Below are 16,665 nucleotides of genomic sequence, written 5' to 3'. Positions count from 1 at the left end.
CCAGACGGGACACGGCGGAGATATGTCGATTCGGCGCTTTAACACAACGCCGAACCTGGAGGTTCATTTCTGCTGCAAAGGTAAAAGCCCCTACTTTTGCCTGCAACATTTCCCGTGGTTTTTTTGAAATAGCCGCTGCCTGCCGGTGGGTTTGCGCGTATGTGAAGTAGTAATGAAGCCCGAGTTAAATATATTTAAAATAGGCGGAGGCATAATCGACCATGAGTTGGACCTGCAGGGATTTCTGCGCCAATTCTCGGTAATTAGCGGCCCGAAAATCCTGGTTCATGGTGGGGGCAAGGGAGCCAGCGAAATGCTCACGCGCCTCGGCATCGCCCCGCGCATGGTTGATGGGCGTCGCATTACCGACGCGGTCACGCTCGACCTCGTAACGATGTTCTACGCTGGCAAAACCAACAAGCAGATTGTGGCTTACCTGCAAAGTAAAGGTGTTAATGCACTGGGCCTGAGTGGTGCCGATGGCAATATTATAAAAGCGGTGAAACGACCGGTGCGAGAAGTAGACTACGGATTCGTAGGTGATTTAAGTGAAAAGAGTGTGGATGCGGAGCTGCTGCACCAGTTCCTGCAGCTGCAGCTGACCCCGGTGCTGTGCCCTATCAACCACGACGGCCATGGTCAATTATTAAATACCAATGCTGATACGATTGCTGCTTCCGTCGCCAAGGCATTGAGTAAGAAATACGCGGTAAAATTGCATTTCTGCTTTGAAAAAAGAGGCGTTTTGGCTGATGTTGCGGATGGTGATTCCGTAATTGCCAAAATAACGCTGGCTGATTACGTAGTATTAAAAGAAAGCGGGATTATTGCCGATGGCATGTTGCCAAAATTAGAAAATGCTTTTGATGCCTTGCAGTTTGGGGTTGAAAAAGTAATTATTGAGCACGCGTTGCAAATCAATGGAGACGTAAAAACCACGCTATGCCTGACCTGATAAATCAATTAAGTGACAAGGCGATTGAATTATTAGTCCGACTGATTAATACGCCATCGTTTTCCCGCGAAGAGGGGGGCACCGCCACGCTGATTCAGGAGTTTCTGGCGGCGCATGGGGTGGCGGCAAACCGTCGTAATAATAACGTATGGGCCGTTTCGCAGCATTTCGATGCTAGTAAGCCGACTATTCTCCTTAATTCGCACCATGATACGGTGAAGGCCGGCGCGGGCTGGAATTATTCGCCGTTTGGTGCGGTACGCCAGGGGGATAAATTGATTGGCCTCGGCAGCAATGATGCGGGTGCTGCGGCGGTGAGTTTACTGGCGGCATTTCTGTATTTTCAGAATAAACCGAATGCGTTTAACCTAATCTGCGCCATTACGGCGGAAGAGGAAATATCGGGTTCCAATGGCATCCGTAGTGTGCTACCCGAATTCGGTAAAATTGATTTGGGAATTGTGGGCGAGCCTACTGGAATGAACCTGGCTATTGCCGAAAAAGGCCTGATTGTGCTGGATTGCACGGCCCACGGCAAAACCGGCCACGCTGCCCGTGAAGAAGGCGAAAATGCCCTCTATAAGGCGCTGGATGATATTCGGTGGCTGCGAAACTGCCAGTTTCCGAGGGTTTCGCCGCTGCTGGGGCCGGTGAAAATGACGGTGACGCAAATAACTGCCGGCACACAGCATAACGTGGTGCCCGACCGCTGCCAGTTTGTAATTGATGTGCGTCCGAATGAGCTGTATCAGAACCAGGAAATAATTGATTTTCTACGGGATAATATGCAGGCGACACTTGTGCCGCGCTCTACGCATTTGAATTCTTCGCGCATCAGCGAAAATCATCCAGTAGTTCGCAAAGGATTAGCGATGGGAAAGACGATTTACGGCTCGCCGACATTGTCGGACCAGTCGATAATGCCGTTTGAAACCCTTAAAATGGGGCCGGGCGAAAGTGCCCGCTCGCACACACCGGATGAGTTTGTTCTGGTGAGTGAGATTCGGGCGGGAATCCGGGATTACATTGAGCTGCTGACTGATGTCGACGCGCAAAGTATCGCGAAGCTTAAATAAGTATCGCGAAGAGAAGAGGTTCGACACACTTTTATTTTAAGAAAACGTGCCAGTTTGTGCAGGCATTAATTAATCTTTGTGAGACTTAATCGTCCTGCAATCAACTTCGCGAAACTTTGCGCTATGAAGATTTGGGAGAAAGGATTTTCGGTCAACGATACCATCGAAAAGTTCACCGTGGGCCAGGACCGGGCGCTCGACATGCACCTCGCACCGTTTGATATGCGGGCCTCCAAGGCGCAGGCCAATATGCTGGCCAAAGTGGGCCTGATATCCGAAACGGAGCGGCAGCAGCTGATTGCCGGGCTGGATGAGCTGCTGGCGCAGGTTGAGGCCGGCACGTTCCGGATTGAAGACGACTTCGAAGACGTACATTCTAAAATTGAATATTACCTGACCGATAAATTCGGTGATGCCGGCAAGAAAATCCACACCGCCCGCTCGCGCAACGACCAGGTGTTGACAGCTATCCAGCTATTCCTGAAGGATTATACGGAGCGCATTTCAGTCAAAATACTGGCCCTGGCTGATGTGCTGCTGCAAAAGGCGGAAGCGCACAAAAATGACCTCCTGCCGGGCTACACGCACTTTCAGGCGGCCATGCCAAGTAGCTTCGGGCTGTGGTTTTCGGCTTATGCCGAGCATTTGCTCCTGGATTTGGCGCTGTTTGAGGCCGCGCACCGGGTGGCCGACCAGAACCCCCTGGGCTCGGGGGCGGGCTTCGGCAGCAGCTTTCCCATCGACCGGGAAATGACGACCCGGGAAATGGGTTTTGGCAGTGTGGCAGTCAGCAGCGTGGGCGCGCAGATGCTGCGCGGCAAGACCGAAAAAACGCTGGCTTTTGCCATTGCCGGTGCGGCCGGCACGCTGGGTAAGCTGGCGTACGATTTGGTGCTTTATAACAGCCAGGATTTAGGCTTCGTAAACCTGCCAAAGGAATTTACGACGGGCTCCAGCATCATGCCGCACAAGAAAAACCCCGACGTGTTTGAGCTAGTGCGGGTACACGCCAACCGCCTCCAGGCGCTGCCTAACGATATTATTCTGGCCACCAGCAACCTGCCCAGCGGCTACCACCGCGACTTCCAGCTACTGAAGGAGCTGCTGTTCGGACCCATGCTGGCATTTGGCGATTTGCTGGATATCCTACTGTTTGCGTTGCCCGAAATTAAGATTAAAGAAGGCGTGATTGAGCAGGCGAAATACGACCCGATATTCTCCGTCGAAAATATTAATCAATTGATTATTGCCGGCGTGCCGTTTCGCGATGCCTACCAGCAGGTGGGCCGGGCCGTGGAGGACGGCAGCTACGTGCCGCACCGCGAGTTTCAGACCACCCACCTGGGTAGTATTCACAACCTGGGCCTGGCGGAAATCGCGGCAAAGGTGCGGCGTTGGCGGGAGGGGAGTGAGCTGTTTTTAGGAAAGCACGAGGAATGAATAAGGAGGAATGCAGTAAAAAGAACGTCATGCTTCGACAAGCTCAGCATGACGTTCTTTTTTACTGCATTCCGCATCAAGCGAATCGTCTTACCATTCTACCGCCACTCCCAACGTGGTTTGCACCCCCGAATACACGTTGCGCAGTTTGCCGAAGCCCCCGGCCACGTCGGCGGTGGCGGAGAGATGCTTGGTAAAGTTGTAGCTCGCGCCCAGGCTGGCGGCCGAGTAGGCCACGCCCTCGCCCAGGCCAATGCGGTTGAGTTTGCTGGGGTCGGGGGCGCGCACGTTGTCGAGGGTACGCAGGTTGGCGGTGAGCCAGAGCTTATCGAAAAACTTGTAGCCGACCTGCGCGCCATAGGTATACTGGTCGGTGAAGCCGGCGGTGCGGGTGTTGTAGCCGGCTTCGAGGGTGAAGAAAGCGGGCAGGGTGCCCAGCGTGTGCGAGAGGGCCGCCCGGGTCCAGATGTTCCACTGGCCGTTGCCGGTGGGCAGGAATATGAAATCGGTGGGGTCGTTTTTATTGAAGCCGCGCTTATTGGGGTCGCCGAGCGGGGCCTGGGCGGCCACCTGCACGGCCAGCGGCCACTTGCCGGTGAGCAGGCCGTAGCGCAGGCCAAATTCGGGGTCGCCCACACCCTGGCCGGGGCTGGTGTCGGGGAAAGTGGCGCGCCGAAAAAACGGAAAATTTAACGTTGCTTCGAGGCGATTGGTGAGGCCGTACTCGCCGTAGAGGCTGTACACCTGCTGCCGAAACTGCGCCGTATTAACAGTGCCGCCCTGCAGCGGGTGATACTTGTCGGTATTGGCCACGGTGAGGCCGACTTTGGCGTAGCCGTGGCCGCGCAGGCGGGTCCAGCCGCCGCCGGCCTGGGCGGACGTTGCGGCAAGCAGCACGGTGCCGAAGGCAAGCAGGCCCCTCAGATGGGCGTAACGATTGGGCATTGCAGCGGGAACGGGGGACTATTTCAGTGCTGCCGCTCCAAAGTTGTACTGAGCGGCATCGCAGTGCAGGATGACATGCGAAAAGCCGGTGGCCGTGCCGGTAATGAGCAGCGACTGCGCCCCCGACTGCGTGATGGTGCCCACGCGCAGCACGTTGGCCGGATTGGCGGCCCGCTGGTTACGAATCAAATCATCGGACTTGGCCAGGTAGATGCCCAGCGAGCCGGTGTGAAAATCGGAGTGAAAGCCGGTGTTGAATCTGATGTGCTCGGTACCGTCGGGGGCCTTCACAATATCGAGGGTGCCGCCGCTCATCACCCCGCCCTGCGCCACTACGGTGCCCATGCGCAGAGTAGTGGTGCCGGCCGGTGCCACGGGGGCCGCCGGGGTGGGCGCATCAACGGACTTGTTGCAGGCGCCCAGGGCCAGGGTCAGGGCGGCCAGCACGGGCAGCAGGAATCGGGTGGTTAGGCGCTTTTCCATAAGGCAGTCATGATATGGTTCTTTCGAACAGACGGGTGCTGACATCGAACCTTACAAGCCGTATAGAAATATTTTCGGGGCCAGCAGTATGGCGGTGAAAGTAGTATGCCCACAGGCTTGCCTGCCCCGAAAAATGGTCTGCTCGGTGCCGCTGGCTACTGCGCAATGCGCTGGCTAAACGAGCCCGCGGCGGTGATGAGCCGCACAATGTAGATGCCCGTGGGCAGCGAGCGCAGGTCCAGGGCCCATTGGCCAGCCTGGGAGGCATCGGCAGGGCAGGGTACCTGGTGCAGGCGGCCCAGGGCATCGATTACCCGCACCACAGCGGGGCCCTGCGCCAGGATTTCGGCGGGTAGGGCGGTGCTCACCACCCATTCCTGGGCCGAGCGGCCGGGGTACACGGCCAGGCCTTCACCGCTGGCCAAGCCGCGCTTCACGTTCCGGACCGGTGAGTAGGTGGTGGTGCCGTCCAGGTCTACCTGGCGCAATCGGTAGTAGCTGATGCCGGACAGCGGCTGCTCATCGGTCAGGTCGTAGGTGGTGCGGGCCTGCGTGGAGCCGGCGGCGGCCAGGGTGCCCAGGCTACGAAAGACTTTGCCGTCGGCCGAACGCTCTACCACGAAGCTGTGGCTGTTTTTCTCCGAGGCCGTTACCCAGTGCAGGACTACTGTTTGCCGGGCCGTAGTGGTGGCCGTGAATAGGATGAGCTCGACGGGGAGCGGTGCGCAGGTGCCCACCAGCACATCGCAAGCAGCCTCATTGGCATTGTTGTTAGAAACAGGCCCTGGACACCCGGCAGGCTTCTGTTGCTGCGAACACACCGTGGTAACCAGCGACGACGCACAGTTGTTGGCCATCTTGCGCACGGCTCCGTTGCCGCCAAATACGCACCCGATAATGCGGACGCTGCCAGTCCCGCAGAGCGTATTATTGGAGCCCCCCTTGGTTAGGTCGATACTGCCGTTGATAAACGTTTGGCTATTGTCCGTAATGAACGAATTGATTAGTACCAGGTTGCAGTCGGTCGTCAGTGTAGTAGGGCGGGTGGCGCTGAGTGGATTATCTACCATAATGGTTGCCTTGTCCACCGTCAGCTGGGCCACCCGCAACGTGCCTCCTGGCTCAATTATCAGTTGGGTAGCCGCTTGGCTGCCGGTGCCGTCGCCCAGTATCAGGTCGGCTCCGCCAATCAGCGAGCCGCTGTTCTCAATGCGGATGGAGCCATCCTTGGCTACTGCGTAGTTCACATCCAGCGTCACGTTAAAGCCTCGGATGATAATGATGGCGTCGGTGTCAGAAGTTGGAGTTTCGCTACAGATAGCGTTAGTGGAGGAGCTTACCTGCCAGGTGCTGGCACTGGAAAACAAACCACTGCTCATGGCAGTGTACGTGCATTGGGCCTGGGCGGACAGTACCGACAGGGCGCATATTGCCACGCTGATAATCAGGGGAGTAAAGTATTTTTTCATGATGGATGAGCATATAATGCGACTGGTGATAGGATGATAGTTGCTTAATTGTAAAAGCCCGATAAAAATTCACGAGTTACATATTAAATTGTAATAATGCAATTAATTAAGTTCCTCATTTTGGAATAAATACTTTGGTTATAAGTTGATAATACATTGCTATAGTGAAAGATATATTATGACCGAATGCCATAAATTTTGTGTTTTGCGAAGAAATAATATTTAAGTTTTATTAGTGAAGTTCAACGTGGACCTTCAGCTCCACACCAGAACCAGCGTGCCGGCCAAAATCAGGCCCGCGCCCAGTGCACCGCGCACGGAAATGGTTTCGCCCAAAAACACCACCGCCAGCAGCAGCGAGAGCGCCACGCTCAGCTTATCTACCGGGGCCACTTTGCTCACCGGGCCCAGCTTGAGGGCCCGGAAGTAGCACAGCCACGACGCTCCCGTGGCCAGCCCCGACAGCACCAGAAATACCCACGTGCGCTGCGAGAGCGCCGGCAGCCCGGCCGTGGCCCCGCGCGCGATGGCGATGCCCCAGGCCAGCAGCAGGATTACCACGGTGCGAATAGCGGTGGCCAAATCAGAGTCGACGCCCTTGATGCCAATTTTGGCAAAAATGGCGGTAAGGGCCGCAAACAGGGCGGCGAGCAGGGCGTAGGGTATCCAGGAAGCCATAATGGGGGAGGGGAATAAGAGCCAGCCGCTTGCATTGAATAAGGGCCGATTTCAGGCATACGTAAGCCGGCGTACCGGCGCTTTCGCGTTGGCAAAAGCGGGCATCGGTGGAGTCATTATGCGGTTTTATCTGTTACCTTTTCGACCATGCTCAACCCCGTGCCCGCCTCTGCCCCCGACTTCCGCCGACCCGACCTGCTGCGCCTCGACTACGATACCTACCGCGCCCTGCCGGCCATTGCCAATTCCGACCTCTCGCGGCTGCGCGATGCCCTCGACGGCCGGCCGCCGCGCTCCCAAACCAGCTCCAACGAAGGTGCCCTGAGCTTCGGCACCGCCTTTCACACGGCCTTGCTGGAGCCCGATGATTACGTGGCGGGTCAGCCCGGCCTCAACGATACCCTGGTGTGGTGGCTGGTGGAAGGCGTGCAGATGAACTCGCAACTGACTGAATTACTGGCACGGGGCACTTCCGAAGTGAGCGTGCTCTTCACCGAGCCCCAGACGGATACGCTCTGCAAGCTGCGCGCCGACCTCGTGGTTGACCACGCCGACGAGCCCTTCACCATCATCGACTTTAAAACCACCATGGCCCGCGATGCCGACCATTTCCTCTGGCAATGCTCGGCCTATGACTACGACCGCCAGGCCGCCTTCTACACCGACGCCCTCCGGGCCGAGCGGTTTCTGCTGGTGGGCGTGCAGAAGGTGGAGCCCTTCGGGGTATTCACCATCGAAGTGAGCGAGCAAATGCTGGCCGAGGGCCGCCAGAAATATCAACGGCTGCTACGTTTGCTCAAAGCCCCCGCCACCGCGCCCGCGTACCGCGCCGAGGCCGTGCAAGCCGCCGTTGATGCATTGGGTCTGGGCCAGGATGAGGAAATAAGCTAGCACCTTCGCTTGACCTTACAGAAATGAAAAGCCCTTCACGAATGCGTGGAGGGCTTTTTTGTGATTTATCATTCTACTTACTAATTAGTAAGTAAGTTGTACATTTGCCTCGTTATGTCAAATCAAGCTTCCAGTTCTACCCTTATTCCCGATACCCGCACGCGCATCCTTGACCTGGCGGAAACGCTGTTGCTTGAGCGGGGCTTCAATGCGTTTAGCTACCAGCACCTGGCCCGCGAGCTGGGCGTACGGCCGGCCGCCATTCACTACCATTTCCCGAGCAAAGACGATTTGGGCACGGCGCTGGTTACCCGCCAGCTGCGCCGCCTGCGCAAGTGGCGCGACCTGCCCCGCGTGGCCGACCTGCCCCCGAACCAGCAGCTCGAAGCCCTGTTTGCCGTGTACGATAACCACCTCGGCCACGACCGCCGCGTGTGCCTTTTCGGGGCCCTGGCCGCTGATTTTCGCACGCTACCCGCCCCCATGCAAGCCGAGCTGCGCACCTTCAACCGGGAGCTGACCGAGTGGCTGGCGCAGGTGCTGGCCGTGGGCCGCGCCACCAGCACATTGCGGTTTGTGGGCAGCCCGGCGGCCAAGGCCACGCAGGTGCTCACTACCCTGGCCGGGGCCCTGCAAGTGGCCCGCGTACACGATGAGACGCCGTTTCAGGTCATCGTCGGCCAGCTGCGGCTGGAGCTTCTCCCAAGCTGATGAATATTTTTTCGGTGCTTCAAGTGTCTTGATAATCAGGATATTCCATTGATAAGTAACTCGGTTGCCATGACCAATATTTATTCACCTGCTCACACGCTGTACCGGCCCGGTACGCCCCCGACGGTTGTCCCGCAAATTCGTTACCCATCGCCGCCCGCGGGCCTGCGCTGGCTGCGCTGGCAGTTGAAAATACTGTCGGTGGTAGCGCCAGAGGTGGCTTTCCGATTGGCCTGGCGGCTGTTCTGCACGCCGCGCCGCTTGCCGCTCAAAGCCTGGGAAAGCCCCGTGCTGGCTGAGGCCGTGCGCCGCACCATCGTAGGCGAAGCGGGCCCCGTGGCGGTGTATGAATGGGGCTCGGTCCAGGCGCCAGCGGTGGTGCTGGTACACGGCTGGGAGCACCGGGCCAGCTTCTGGCGGGCCTGGGTGCCGGCGCTTTTGGCCGCCGGCTACCGCGTGGTGGCCCTGGATGGGCCGGCGCACGGGGCATCGGCCGGCCGTCTGGCCACGCTCACCAGCTTTGGTGGGGCGGTGCAGGCGGTGGTGGATACGGCCGGCGAGGTGCGGGCCATTGTGGCGCATTCGTTCGGGGCGGCTTCGGTGGCGGGGCTGCCGGTGCGGCTGCCCGGGGCGGCGGTGCTGCCGCGGCTGGTGCTGCTCAGTGCTCCGGTGAGCCCACGGGCAGTGGCCACCCGCTTCGCCGATTTCCTGTATTTGTCGAATGATGTGGTCGAGCAGTTCGCCACCCACATTCAGCAAACTACCGGCCGCCCCGCCGATTCGTTTGCGGCGGCAGCGGCTGGCCCCGGCACGGGAGCCGAAAGGGTGTTGGTGATGCACGACGAAGGCGACGAAATAGTGCCTTTCGCGGAAGGCCAGCAGATTGTGGCGGCCTGGCCGGGGGCGGTGCTGCACGCCACGCGCGGGCTGGGGCACAACCGCATTCTGCGCGATGCCGACGTGGTGCAATCTGCGGTGGCGTTTATCGCGTAGCTCTCAACTGTGGCAGCCAAATTTGGTTGGCTCTTGTTGTATTCAATCCACTAACCCAAACCACCTGTTTTATGGTAAAAGTTGCTCTTTTAGTTCGCCTCGAAGTGAAGCCTGGTCACGAACAAACCGTTGCCGATTTCCTGGCCGGGGCCCTGCCAATCGTGGAGGCTGAGCCCGCCACTACTACCTGGTACGCCCTGCGCCTGGGGCCGTCCACGTTCGGTATTTTCGATACTTTCCCCGACGAAGCCGGCCGCAAAGCCCACCTTGCTGGCCAGGTAGCCGCAGCCCTGGGCACCCACGCCGACCTCTGGGCGAGCCCACCGCATATCGAAATGGTGGATATTCTGGCTTCGAAAGGCGCGTAAGCTTCTGCTGGAATAACAAGAACGTCGTGCTGAGCTTGCCGAAGCATCGCTACTGCAATAGTAATTAGTTACTTGCACGGTAGAGATGCTTCGACAAGCTCAGCATGACGTTCTTATAGGCTATCCAAGCCTTCGGTGGCCAGCTGCCGCAGCACTTCGCGCAACCCGTCTGCTTCGCTCATCAGCCGGCCCACGTGCTGCACGTATTCAGCCTCAGCCCGCAGGTCGCGCTTGAGCTGGCGGAGCTCCAGCTCCTGCTTTTTTCCCGAGGCGGTGATAAAGCCGTTGGGGCCATATTTCAGCTCGTTCATTTCCTGCTTCAGCTGGGTTTGCTGCTGGAGCAGGGCGCGGGTGTAGCGGGCCAGCACGTCGTCGGCGGCCGCATCGGCGGGGCCCGATTCGGCCAGCAGCTGCAGCAGCGTGTAGAGGTCGTCGGCCTCGTAGGCTTCGGTGATGCGCTGCATCTGGGCGGTTTTGTCGGCTTGTTTTGTAGGGTCGCGCTCCAGGTCGGGGTGATGGGTGCGGGCCAGCTGGCGATAGATGGTTTTGGTATTGGATTCGAGCTGCTGCTGGTCGGCCTGCGCGGCTTGCGCGGCGGCTTCCTGCTGGCGCTGGGCTTTGGTTTTGCGGCGGGCCCGGGCGGCAGCGGCGGCTTGCTCGTGGGGCGGCAGGGTGGGGTCGGGGGCAAAATCTGCTTCGCTAGCCCGGTCACCCGGGGCTTGCCCTGTGGCCTTGGCGGTCGAGGATTTTCGAAACCCGGCCGGCGCGTATTTTCGGATAACAGCCGCTTCATCCTCCCCAAACCGCTCTTCCAGGTTCCGGGCATTACCCAAAATCACGCCCGTAATCTGCTGTTCCTCCAGGCGGCTGAAGTAGCTCAGCAGCAGGGCTTCTTCCAGGGGGGCGTAGAGGGCGTGGCGGGCCGCCACCACAGCCGTAGCCGCCGGCCCCACCTGCTGCCAGTAGCGCCGGCGGGCCTCGGCCTGCTCGGCGCGAAGGTCGCGCAACCGCTCGCGCAGGTTTTCCACGTCCAGAATTGCCTGCCGAAAAGCCTGCTGAGCGAGTGTGCCCGCTGCTTGCTCGGTTTGCCGGACGGGCACGGTAACAGGCGCGGGATGCGCGGAATCAGCTTTTTTCATTCGCTGCAAAGGTAGCAAAGCCCGTTTGGTGCGCTGCACGGGGCTCCCGGGCTCCCGGGCTCTGCGGCCCCCTGCGTTTCATCTCCGCGAACCTCTGCGGTAACTTCCTGCCCCCACCCTACGGCCACAGCTCAAATGCCACCCGAAATGTATTGCAGTGCGCATCCACGATGTCGGCCAGCCGCTCGGAGTAGCCGCCGCCCATGCTCACGGCCACGGGCAGCCCGCGGGCGTGGCACAAGCCGAGCACCAGTTCATCGCGCTGTCGGCAACCGGCGGGCGTGAGGGCCAGCTTGCCCAGCTTATCCGTGGCCAGCACATCAACTCCGGCCTGGTAGAAGATAAAATCAGGCTTCACCCGCTCCACCAGCGGCTCCAGCGTGGCGCGGAGCTGCGCCAGATACTCCGCATCGCCAGTGCCCAGCGCCAGGGCAATATCCAAATCCGACTGCTCCTTCCGCAGCGGGTAATTGGCCCCCGCGTGCATGGAAAACGTGAAAACGCGCGGCTCATTCCGAAAAATCGCCGCCGTGCCGTCGCCCTGATGCACGTCCAAATCCACGATTAAAATTTGCCGGGCCAACCCCCGCGCCAGCAAGTGGGCCGCCGCAATGGCCTGGTCGTTCAGCACGCAAAACCCCTCGCCGCGGTCGGCAAAGGCGTGGTGGGTGCCGCCGGCCAGGTTCAGGCCAATGCCATCGCGCAACGCTCGCACGGCCGATTGCAGCGTGCCCGCGCTGCTGCTCAGCGAGCGCCGCACCAGCTGTGGGCTTTGCGGCAGGCCCAGGTTGCGCACCTCGCGGGGCGTGAGCTGCAAATCGCGCACCCGATGCCAATATTCCGCAGTATGAACGCGCAGCAGGTCTTCCTCTGCACACAGGCCCGGCTCGTAGAAATCTTCGGGTGCGGCAATGCCCTGCCACAGCAGCTGCTCCCGAATCAGGGCATACTTGGCAATGGGGAAGCGGTGCCCGGCGGGCAGGTCGAGAGTGTAATGGTCGGAGGTGGCGAGGCGGGGCATGGCCGAGTGGTACTGCTGATAAGAGGTAGATGTTTTGAGTAAGTGAGATTATAGTGAGAATAATTGAACGCCGATAAACGCGTCTGGTGTAATTAATAACGGGCTTTTGAATCGCAATTAGAATGCATGGAAAATAATTTTCAATTTATTATTGGAAATTATTTGCGCAATTAAAATTAATGTCCAACCTTTGTCGCACCAAAAGCAAACAGCCATGTACCGCCACGAACTATTCACCAGCAATTCGGATAAGATGCAGCCAGTCCGGCTGTCTCCGCTCGGTACGTTTGCCTGATTTTAGCTTCCGCTGAAACCCGCCACGCCCGAGCCCACAACGCTCGGGTTTTTTGTTGTTTGTCGGTTTATCAGCCGCTTACCTATTCAATCCATGCACCCTATCCGTCCCAATTACCTGCCCCAGCAGCCCCAGCGCCGGCCCGATTGCGGCTCGCTGAAACGGTGCGGCCGTGCTTTTCTTCTTTGTCGGATGCGTCGGTAACTTCGGCGTGAATCACGCGAAATAGAAAAGCCCGGCCCGCAAAAGCCGGGCTTTTTCGTGGCATTAATTACTAAATAAAAATGCGTTTTTATTTGATGGGAAGAGGTGCGTTTAATTCAAATTGAATTTCAATTTGACGGTAATTAGAAGTTGTGATTCATTCGAAAAGAACGTCATGCTGAGCGTAGCCGAAGCATCTCTACCGCTTCGTTGCGATAGTAAATGAACCCTCAAAATTCAACCCTCAACACTTCTAAAATGCGCTTCAACTTCTTCTCCCGAAACAGCGCGCCCACCGTCAACCACGCGGGTGCGGCCGCCTTCACGCTCACGCCCCAGGTGGAGCTGTACGCCGCCGTGGCCACCGCCGCACTCAGCGACCAGTTCTACGAAACCGCCGATACCCGCCTGCTGCGCCTGCGGGAATTGGTGGCCAAAAATGACCCGCTGTTCGTAGCGCAACTGGCCGTGTATGCCCGCGAAAGCCTCAATTTGCGCACCGTGCCCCTGGTGCTGTGCGTGGAGCTGGCCCAGCTGCACCGGGGCGACAGCCTCGTGAGCCGCCTGGTGGCCCGCGTGGTGCAGCGCCCCGATGAAATCACGGAATTGCTGGCTTTTTACGCCCAGGCCAACGGCCGGAGCGGGACCAAAATCCTCAATCGCCTCTCCAAGCAGCTGCAAAAAGGCCTGGCGCTCAGCTTCAACCGTTTCGACGGTTACCAGTTGGCCAAATACGACCGGGCCGGGGCCGTGCGCCTGCGCGATGCGCTCTTCCTCGTTCACCCGAACGCGAAAGACGCGGCCCAGCAAGCCTTGTTCAACCAGTTGGTGCGCGGTGAGTTGCCCACGCCCTACACCTGGGAAACGGAGCTTTCCGCCGTGGGCCAGCAAGTCTACGCCACTGATGCCGACCGGCAAACGGCCGTCCGCAGCACCTGGGAAACGCTCATTGCCAGCGGCAAACTGGGCTACATGGCCCTGTTGCGCAACCTGCGCAACATCCTCGAAGCCAATGTATCGGCCGAGGCGATGGAGCAGGTTTGTGCCACCCTGGCCGACCGGTTTGCGGTGGCGCGCAGCAAGCAGCTGCCGTTCCGCTTCCTGGCCGCCTTCCGCGAGGTGAAAGCCTTGCCCGGTGGGCAGGTGGCGGCGGTGCTGGCCGCGCTCGAAACGGCCATTGCGCACAGCGCGGTGAACGTGCGCGGTTTCGGGCACGACACCCGCGTAGTGGTGGCCTGCGACGTGTCGAGCTCCATGCAAAAGGCCATTTCGCCGCGCAGCAAAGTGCTGCTCTACGACGTGAGCCTGGTGCTGGGGATGCTGCTCCAGAGCCGTTGCCAGAACGTTATTACCGGCATGTTTGGTGATACGTGGAAGCGCATCAGCCTGCCCCGTGGGCCGGTGCTGCGCAACGTGGAGGAGTTCTACCGCCGCGAAGGCGAGGTGGGCTACAGCACCAACGGATACTTGGTAATCAAGGACTTGCGCCAGCGCTGTGAGGTGGTGGACAAGGTGATGATTTTCACCGACGTGCAGCTTTGGAACAGCACCGGCGACGGGGGTACCCTGGCTCAGGAATGGGCCGCTTACCGCCGTACCGTGGCTCCCAACGCTCGTCTCTACCTCTTCGACCTGGCCGGGCACGGCACCGTGCCGCTGGAGGTGCGCCCCGAAAATGGCGTGGCCCTCATCGCCGGCTGGTCGGATAAGGTGTTCGACGTGCTGGCGGCGCTGGATAACGGCGGCTCGGCCCTCAGCGAAATCGAGAAAATTGAATTATAAACCAGTAAAAACCGGCCGGGCAATGTAGCGCGAAGCGGTGCTGCGCGTCCCCGCGCAGGTCGCAGTCGTTCTGATGGTTTTAATGGCGCGGAGACGCGCAGCACCGCTTCGCGCTACAATACTGAAATGAGGAAGACGGCTGCCCAATTGGGGCAGTCGCCGACCGGGACGGAGCCACTGCGGTGGCCCGTTCCACCTCGGTTTGCTCCGCCTGATTCAGGTGCCGTAGACGGGCGTTACTTCGATGGTTGAGAAAATTGCCTTCGGGCAATTCAGTTGGGTTCGAATCCCCCTCCGTGGCCTCGGCCGCGGTTGACTCGCCTGCCGCTTGTTGCCCTGAATTTTCGGAATAAGCCAATACTAAATTGCCGGATGCCGTAGTCCCGTGCTACTTCGAACCAATCCCGTGGGGCCCCTGGGCCCGTTGCGCGGGACGCTTGTTGCTCCGGTTTTTTCTGAATAAAACGGGCTGGTGCCGTAGCATCGCCATCCTTCGATTCATTGGGTCGCGGGTTCGAATCCCGCCTGCCGGCTTGCTGGCAGTAGCTCAGTCTGGTAGAGCAAATGCCAACCGGCGACGCGTCTTTTTGCCCGGCTCGATTTATTCAATTTCCTATTTTTAATCAACGAGCGAAGCGCCAAAAATGCGTTTCCATTTCGTGCAAAAATCATTTTTATGGCTTCTCAATTACGCGGCAACGACCTTCGAAACCTCGGTTTTCCCGAAGGTCGGGCCATCGGGCTCGCACTGGCTCAATTGCAGCGCAAGCACCTCAAAAAACTCTCTCAAACCGACCAGCTGGCTTTGCTGGGTCAACTTATTGCCAACCCCAACGACTACCTCACGCACCTCGACTGGAGCCATACGGCGGCGGCGTTGCTGCCGCCGCCCAACCGGCACATCAGCCTGGTCGAGCGCAAGGAATACGCCGTGTTCGGGGCCGAGCACATCGAGCAGGGAGCCATCCATCAGATGGAAATTGCGATGAAGCTGCCCGTGACCGTGGCCGGCGCGCTCATGCCCGATGCCCACCACGGCTACGGCCTGCCCATCGGCGGGGTGCTGGCTACGGATAACGCGGTGATTCCCTACGCCGTGGGCGTCGACATCGGCTGCCGAATGGCTTTGTCGGTGTTCGATTTGCCGACCAAGTACCTCACCCAGCGCACCCAGGAATTGCGCAGCCTCTTGCTCGAAAACACGCGCTTCGGCAGTGGTCGGGGCTTCGAGCGGGGCAAACGCCTGGACCACGCCGTGCTGGATAGCGAGCAGTTTCGGACCATTCCCTTCCTGAAAAACAAGCTCGACAAGGCCGCCGAGCAGGTGGGCACGTCCGGCTCCGGCAACCACTTCGTGGAGTTCGGAATTGTGGAAATCACCGAAGCCGAAAACGAGCTGGGCGTGCCCGTTGGGCAATATTTAGGCCTGTTGTCGCACTCCGGCTCGCGGGGGTTGGGCGCGGGCATTGCCGAGCGCTACACCAAGCTGGCCAAGGACGTGTGCCAGCTGCCCGGCGAGGCGCAGCACCTCGCCTGGCTGGGCCTCGACACCGAAGCCGGCCAGGAATACTGGGCCGCCATGACCCTGGCCGGGGACTACGCCTCGGCCTGCCACGACCAGATTCACCGCCGTCTGGCCAAAGCCCTTGGCGAAAAGCCGCTGGCGAAAGTGGAAAACCACCACAACTTCGCCTGGAAAGAGCGGCTGGCCGACGGCCGCGAGGTCATCACGCACCGCAAAGGGGCCACGCCGGCCGGCGCGGGCGTGCTCGGCATCATTCCCGGCTCGATGACGGCTCCCGGCTTTATTGTCCGGGGGCGGGGCGTGGCCGAGTCGTTGGCCTCGGCTTCGCACGGGGCCGGCCGGCTCATGTCGCGGACCCGCGCCAAGGCCGAGCTGGGCGAAGGCCAGGTGCGCAAGTACCTCGCCGACCACGGCATCGAGCTAATCGGGGGCGGCCTCGACGAAGCGCCGATGGCTTACAAGGATATCCACGCCGTGATGGCCAGCCAGCGCGAGCTGGTGGACGTGCTGGGCTCGTTCACGCCCAAAATCGTGCGCATGGATGGGGCGTAAAACCTCCATTGTGCGCAATCCAACTGCCCATCACTGCGCGTAGGTGGGCGTGTCTCCTTGGGAGACAGTTGTTTTCATAGCTCGGAAAGCCTCTCGCCTTTGGCGGGAGGTTTTTTTATTTTTTGATGAAAAAAACAG

At 59.4% G+C, this 16,665-nt stretch carries 15 protein-coding genes; 9 read left to right on the top strand and 6 right to left on the bottom strand.

Annotated features, from left to right (window positions below):
• Positions 1–172: 172 nt before the first annotated feature.
• From argB to argH, 3 genes are all read left to right on the top strand, one after another.
• A complete protein-coding gene (gene argB, locus ABD819_RS03770; protein ID WP_345121145.1) occupies positions 173–955 on the top strand; it encodes an acetylglutamate kinase in 783 nt (260 codons plus the stop codon).
• Entirely contained in the window at positions 943–2,031 is a 1,089-nt protein-coding gene (locus ABD819_RS03765; RefSeq protein WP_345121143.1) for a M20 family metallo-hydrolase, read from the top strand. The genes argB and ABD819_RS03765 overlap by 13 nt, the downstream gene beginning before the upstream one ends.
• A gap of 123 nt (positions 2,032–2,154) precedes the next feature.
• Complete coding sequence (argH, locus tag ABD819_RS03760) at positions 2,155–3,471, top strand: argininosuccinate lyase (protein WP_345121141.1); 1,317 nt, start codon at positions 2,155–2,157, stop codon at positions 3,469–3,471.
• A 90-nt stretch (positions 3,472–3,561) separates the two neighbouring features.
• Here argH and ABD819_RS03755 read toward each other — a convergent pair whose 3' ends face one another.
• The 4 genes from ABD819_RS03755 to ABD819_RS03740 form a co-directional block, all read right to left on the bottom strand.
• A complete protein-coding gene (locus tag ABD819_RS03755; protein WP_345121139.1) occupies positions 3,562–4,416 on the bottom strand; it encodes a hypothetical protein in 855 nt (284 codons plus the stop codon).
• A gap of 18 nt (positions 4,417–4,434) precedes the next feature.
• A complete protein-coding gene (locus ABD819_RS03750) occupies positions 4,435–4,899 on the bottom strand; it encodes a hypothetical protein (protein WP_345121137.1) in 465 nt (154 codons plus the stop codon).
• A gap of 155 nt (positions 4,900–5,054) precedes the next feature.
• Positions 5,055–6,368 carry a T9SS type A sorting domain-containing protein gene (locus tag ABD819_RS03745; protein ID WP_345121135.1) on the bottom strand — a complete coding sequence of 438 codons (1,314 nt, stop codon included), beginning with the start codon at positions 6,366–6,368 and terminating at the stop codon, positions 5,055–5,057.
• Between the two features lie 255 nt (positions 6,369–6,623).
• A complete protein-coding gene (locus ABD819_RS03740; protein ID WP_345121133.1) occupies positions 6,624–7,046 on the bottom strand; it encodes an EamA family transporter in 423 nt (140 codons plus the stop codon).
• Positions 7,047–7,193: 147 nt separating this feature from the next.
• Between ABD819_RS03740 and ABD819_RS03735 the strand changes: the two genes are divergently transcribed.
• The 4 genes from ABD819_RS03735 to ABD819_RS03720 all read left to right on the top strand — a co-directional run bounded on the left by ABD819_RS03735 (position 7,194) and on the right by ABD819_RS03720 (position 10,009).
• Positions 7,194–7,937 (top strand): PD-(D/E)XK nuclease-like domain-containing protein, encoded by a 744-nt coding sequence (locus ABD819_RS03735; RefSeq protein WP_345121131.1) that lies wholly within the window; start codon positions 7,194–7,196, stop codon positions 7,935–7,937.
• Positions 7,938–8,051: 114 nt separating this feature from the next.
• Positions 8,052–8,648, top strand: a complete 597-nt coding sequence (locus tag ABD819_RS03730) for a TetR/AcrR family transcriptional regulator (RefSeq protein ID WP_345121129.1) — start codon at positions 8,052–8,054, stop codon at positions 8,646–8,648.
• A 69-nt stretch (positions 8,649–8,717) separates the two neighbouring features.
• Positions 8,718–9,641, top strand: a complete 924-nt coding sequence (locus ABD819_RS03725) for an alpha/beta fold hydrolase (protein WP_345121127.1) — start codon at positions 8,718–8,720, stop codon at positions 9,639–9,641.
• Positions 9,642–9,712: 71 nt separating this feature from the next.
• On the top strand, positions 9,713–10,009 hold the full coding sequence (locus ABD819_RS03720) for a putative quinol monooxygenase (RefSeq protein ID WP_070730927.1): 297 nt from the start codon (positions 9,713–9,715) through the stop codon (positions 10,007–10,009).
• Positions 10,010–10,122: 113 nt separating this feature from the next.
• Here ABD819_RS03720 and ABD819_RS03715 read toward each other — a convergent pair whose 3' ends face one another.
• Complete coding sequence (locus ABD819_RS03715) at positions 10,123–11,148, bottom strand: J domain-containing protein (RefSeq protein WP_345121122.1); 1,026 nt, start codon at positions 11,146–11,148, stop codon at positions 10,123–10,125.
• 118 nt (positions 11,149–11,266) lie between these two features.
• A complete protein-coding gene (locus tag ABD819_RS03710) occupies positions 11,267–12,169 on the bottom strand; it encodes a histone deacetylase family protein (RefSeq protein ID WP_345121120.1) in 903 nt (300 codons plus the stop codon).
• Positions 12,170–12,926: 757 nt separating this feature from the next.
• Here ABD819_RS03710 and ABD819_RS03705 point away from each other — a divergent pair.
• Together ABD819_RS03705 and ABD819_RS03700 are read left to right on the top strand one after the other, a co-directional pair.
• Entirely contained in the window at positions 12,927–14,450 is a 1,524-nt protein-coding gene (locus tag ABD819_RS03705; RefSeq protein ID WP_345121118.1) for a TROVE domain-containing protein, read from the top strand.
• 676 nt (positions 14,451–15,126) lie between these two features.
• On the top strand, positions 15,127–16,527 hold the full coding sequence (locus ABD819_RS03700) for an RtcB family protein (protein WP_345121116.1): 1,401 nt from the start codon (positions 15,127–15,129) through the stop codon (positions 16,525–16,527).
• Positions 16,528–16,665 lie beyond the last annotated feature (138 nt).

It is taken from the genome of Hymenobacter antarcticus (assembly GCF_039539545.1).
In the GTDB taxonomy this organism is placed as follows: Bacteria; Bacteroidota; Bacteroidia; order Cytophagales; family Hymenobacteraceae; genus Hymenobacter; species Hymenobacter antarcticus.
This window is presented reverse-complemented; position numbering and strand designations above follow the sequence as displayed.

What these genes read in the sequence shown, in the direction of transcription:
- argB (WP_345121145.1), top strand. Translation starts at nt 173, where the DNA reads ATGAAGCCCGAGTTAAATATATTTAAAATAGGCGGAGGCATAATCGAC.
- ABD819_RS03765 (WP_345121143.1), top strand. Translation starts at nt 943, where the DNA reads ATGCCTGACCTGATAAATCAATTAAGTGACAAGGCGATTGAATTATTA.
- argH (WP_345121141.1), top strand. Translation starts at nt 2,155, where the DNA reads ATGAAGATTTGGGAGAAAGGATTTTCGGTCAACGATACCATCGAAAAG.
- ABD819_RS03755 (WP_345121139.1), bottom strand. Translation starts at nt 4,416, where the DNA reads ATGCCCAATCGTTACGCCCATCTGAGGGGCCTGCTTGCCTTCGGCACC.
- ABD819_RS03750 (WP_345121137.1), bottom strand. Translation starts at nt 4,899, where the DNA reads ATGGAAAAGCGCCTAACCACCCGATTCCTGCTGCCCGTGCTGGCCGCC.
- ABD819_RS03745 (WP_345121135.1), bottom strand. Translation starts at nt 6,368, where the DNA reads ATGAAAAAATACTTTACTCCCCTGATTATCAGCGTGGCAATATGCGCC.
- ABD819_RS03740 (WP_345121133.1), bottom strand. Translation starts at nt 7,046, where the DNA reads ATGGCTTCCTGGATACCCTACGCCCTGCTCGCCGCCCTGTTTGCGGCC.
- ABD819_RS03735 (WP_345121131.1), top strand. Translation starts at nt 7,194, where the DNA reads ATGCTCAACCCCGTGCCCGCCTCTGCCCCCGACTTCCGCCGACCCGAC.
- ABD819_RS03730 (WP_345121129.1), top strand. Translation starts at nt 8,052, where the DNA reads ATGTCAAATCAAGCTTCCAGTTCTACCCTTATTCCCGATACCCGCACG.
- ABD819_RS03725 (WP_345121127.1), top strand. Translation starts at nt 8,718, where the DNA reads ATGACCAATATTTATTCACCTGCTCACACGCTGTACCGGCCCGGTACG.
- ABD819_RS03720 (WP_070730927.1), top strand. Translation starts at nt 9,713, where the DNA reads ATGGTAAAAGTTGCTCTTTTAGTTCGCCTCGAAGTGAAGCCTGGTCAC.
- ABD819_RS03715 (WP_345121122.1), bottom strand. Translation starts at nt 11,148, where the DNA reads ATGAAAAAAGCTGATTCCGCGCATCCCGCGCCTGTTACCGTGCCCGTC.
- ABD819_RS03710 (WP_345121120.1), bottom strand. Translation starts at nt 12,169, where the DNA reads ATGCCCCGCCTCGCCACCTCCGACCATTACACTCTCGACCTGCCCGCC.
- ABD819_RS03705 (WP_345121118.1), top strand. Translation starts at nt 12,927, where the DNA reads ATGCGCTTCAACTTCTTCTCCCGAAACAGCGCGCCCACCGTCAACCAC.
- ABD819_RS03700 (WP_345121116.1), top strand. Translation starts at nt 15,127, where the DNA reads ATGGCTTCTCAATTACGCGGCAACGACCTTCGAAACCTCGGTTTTCCC.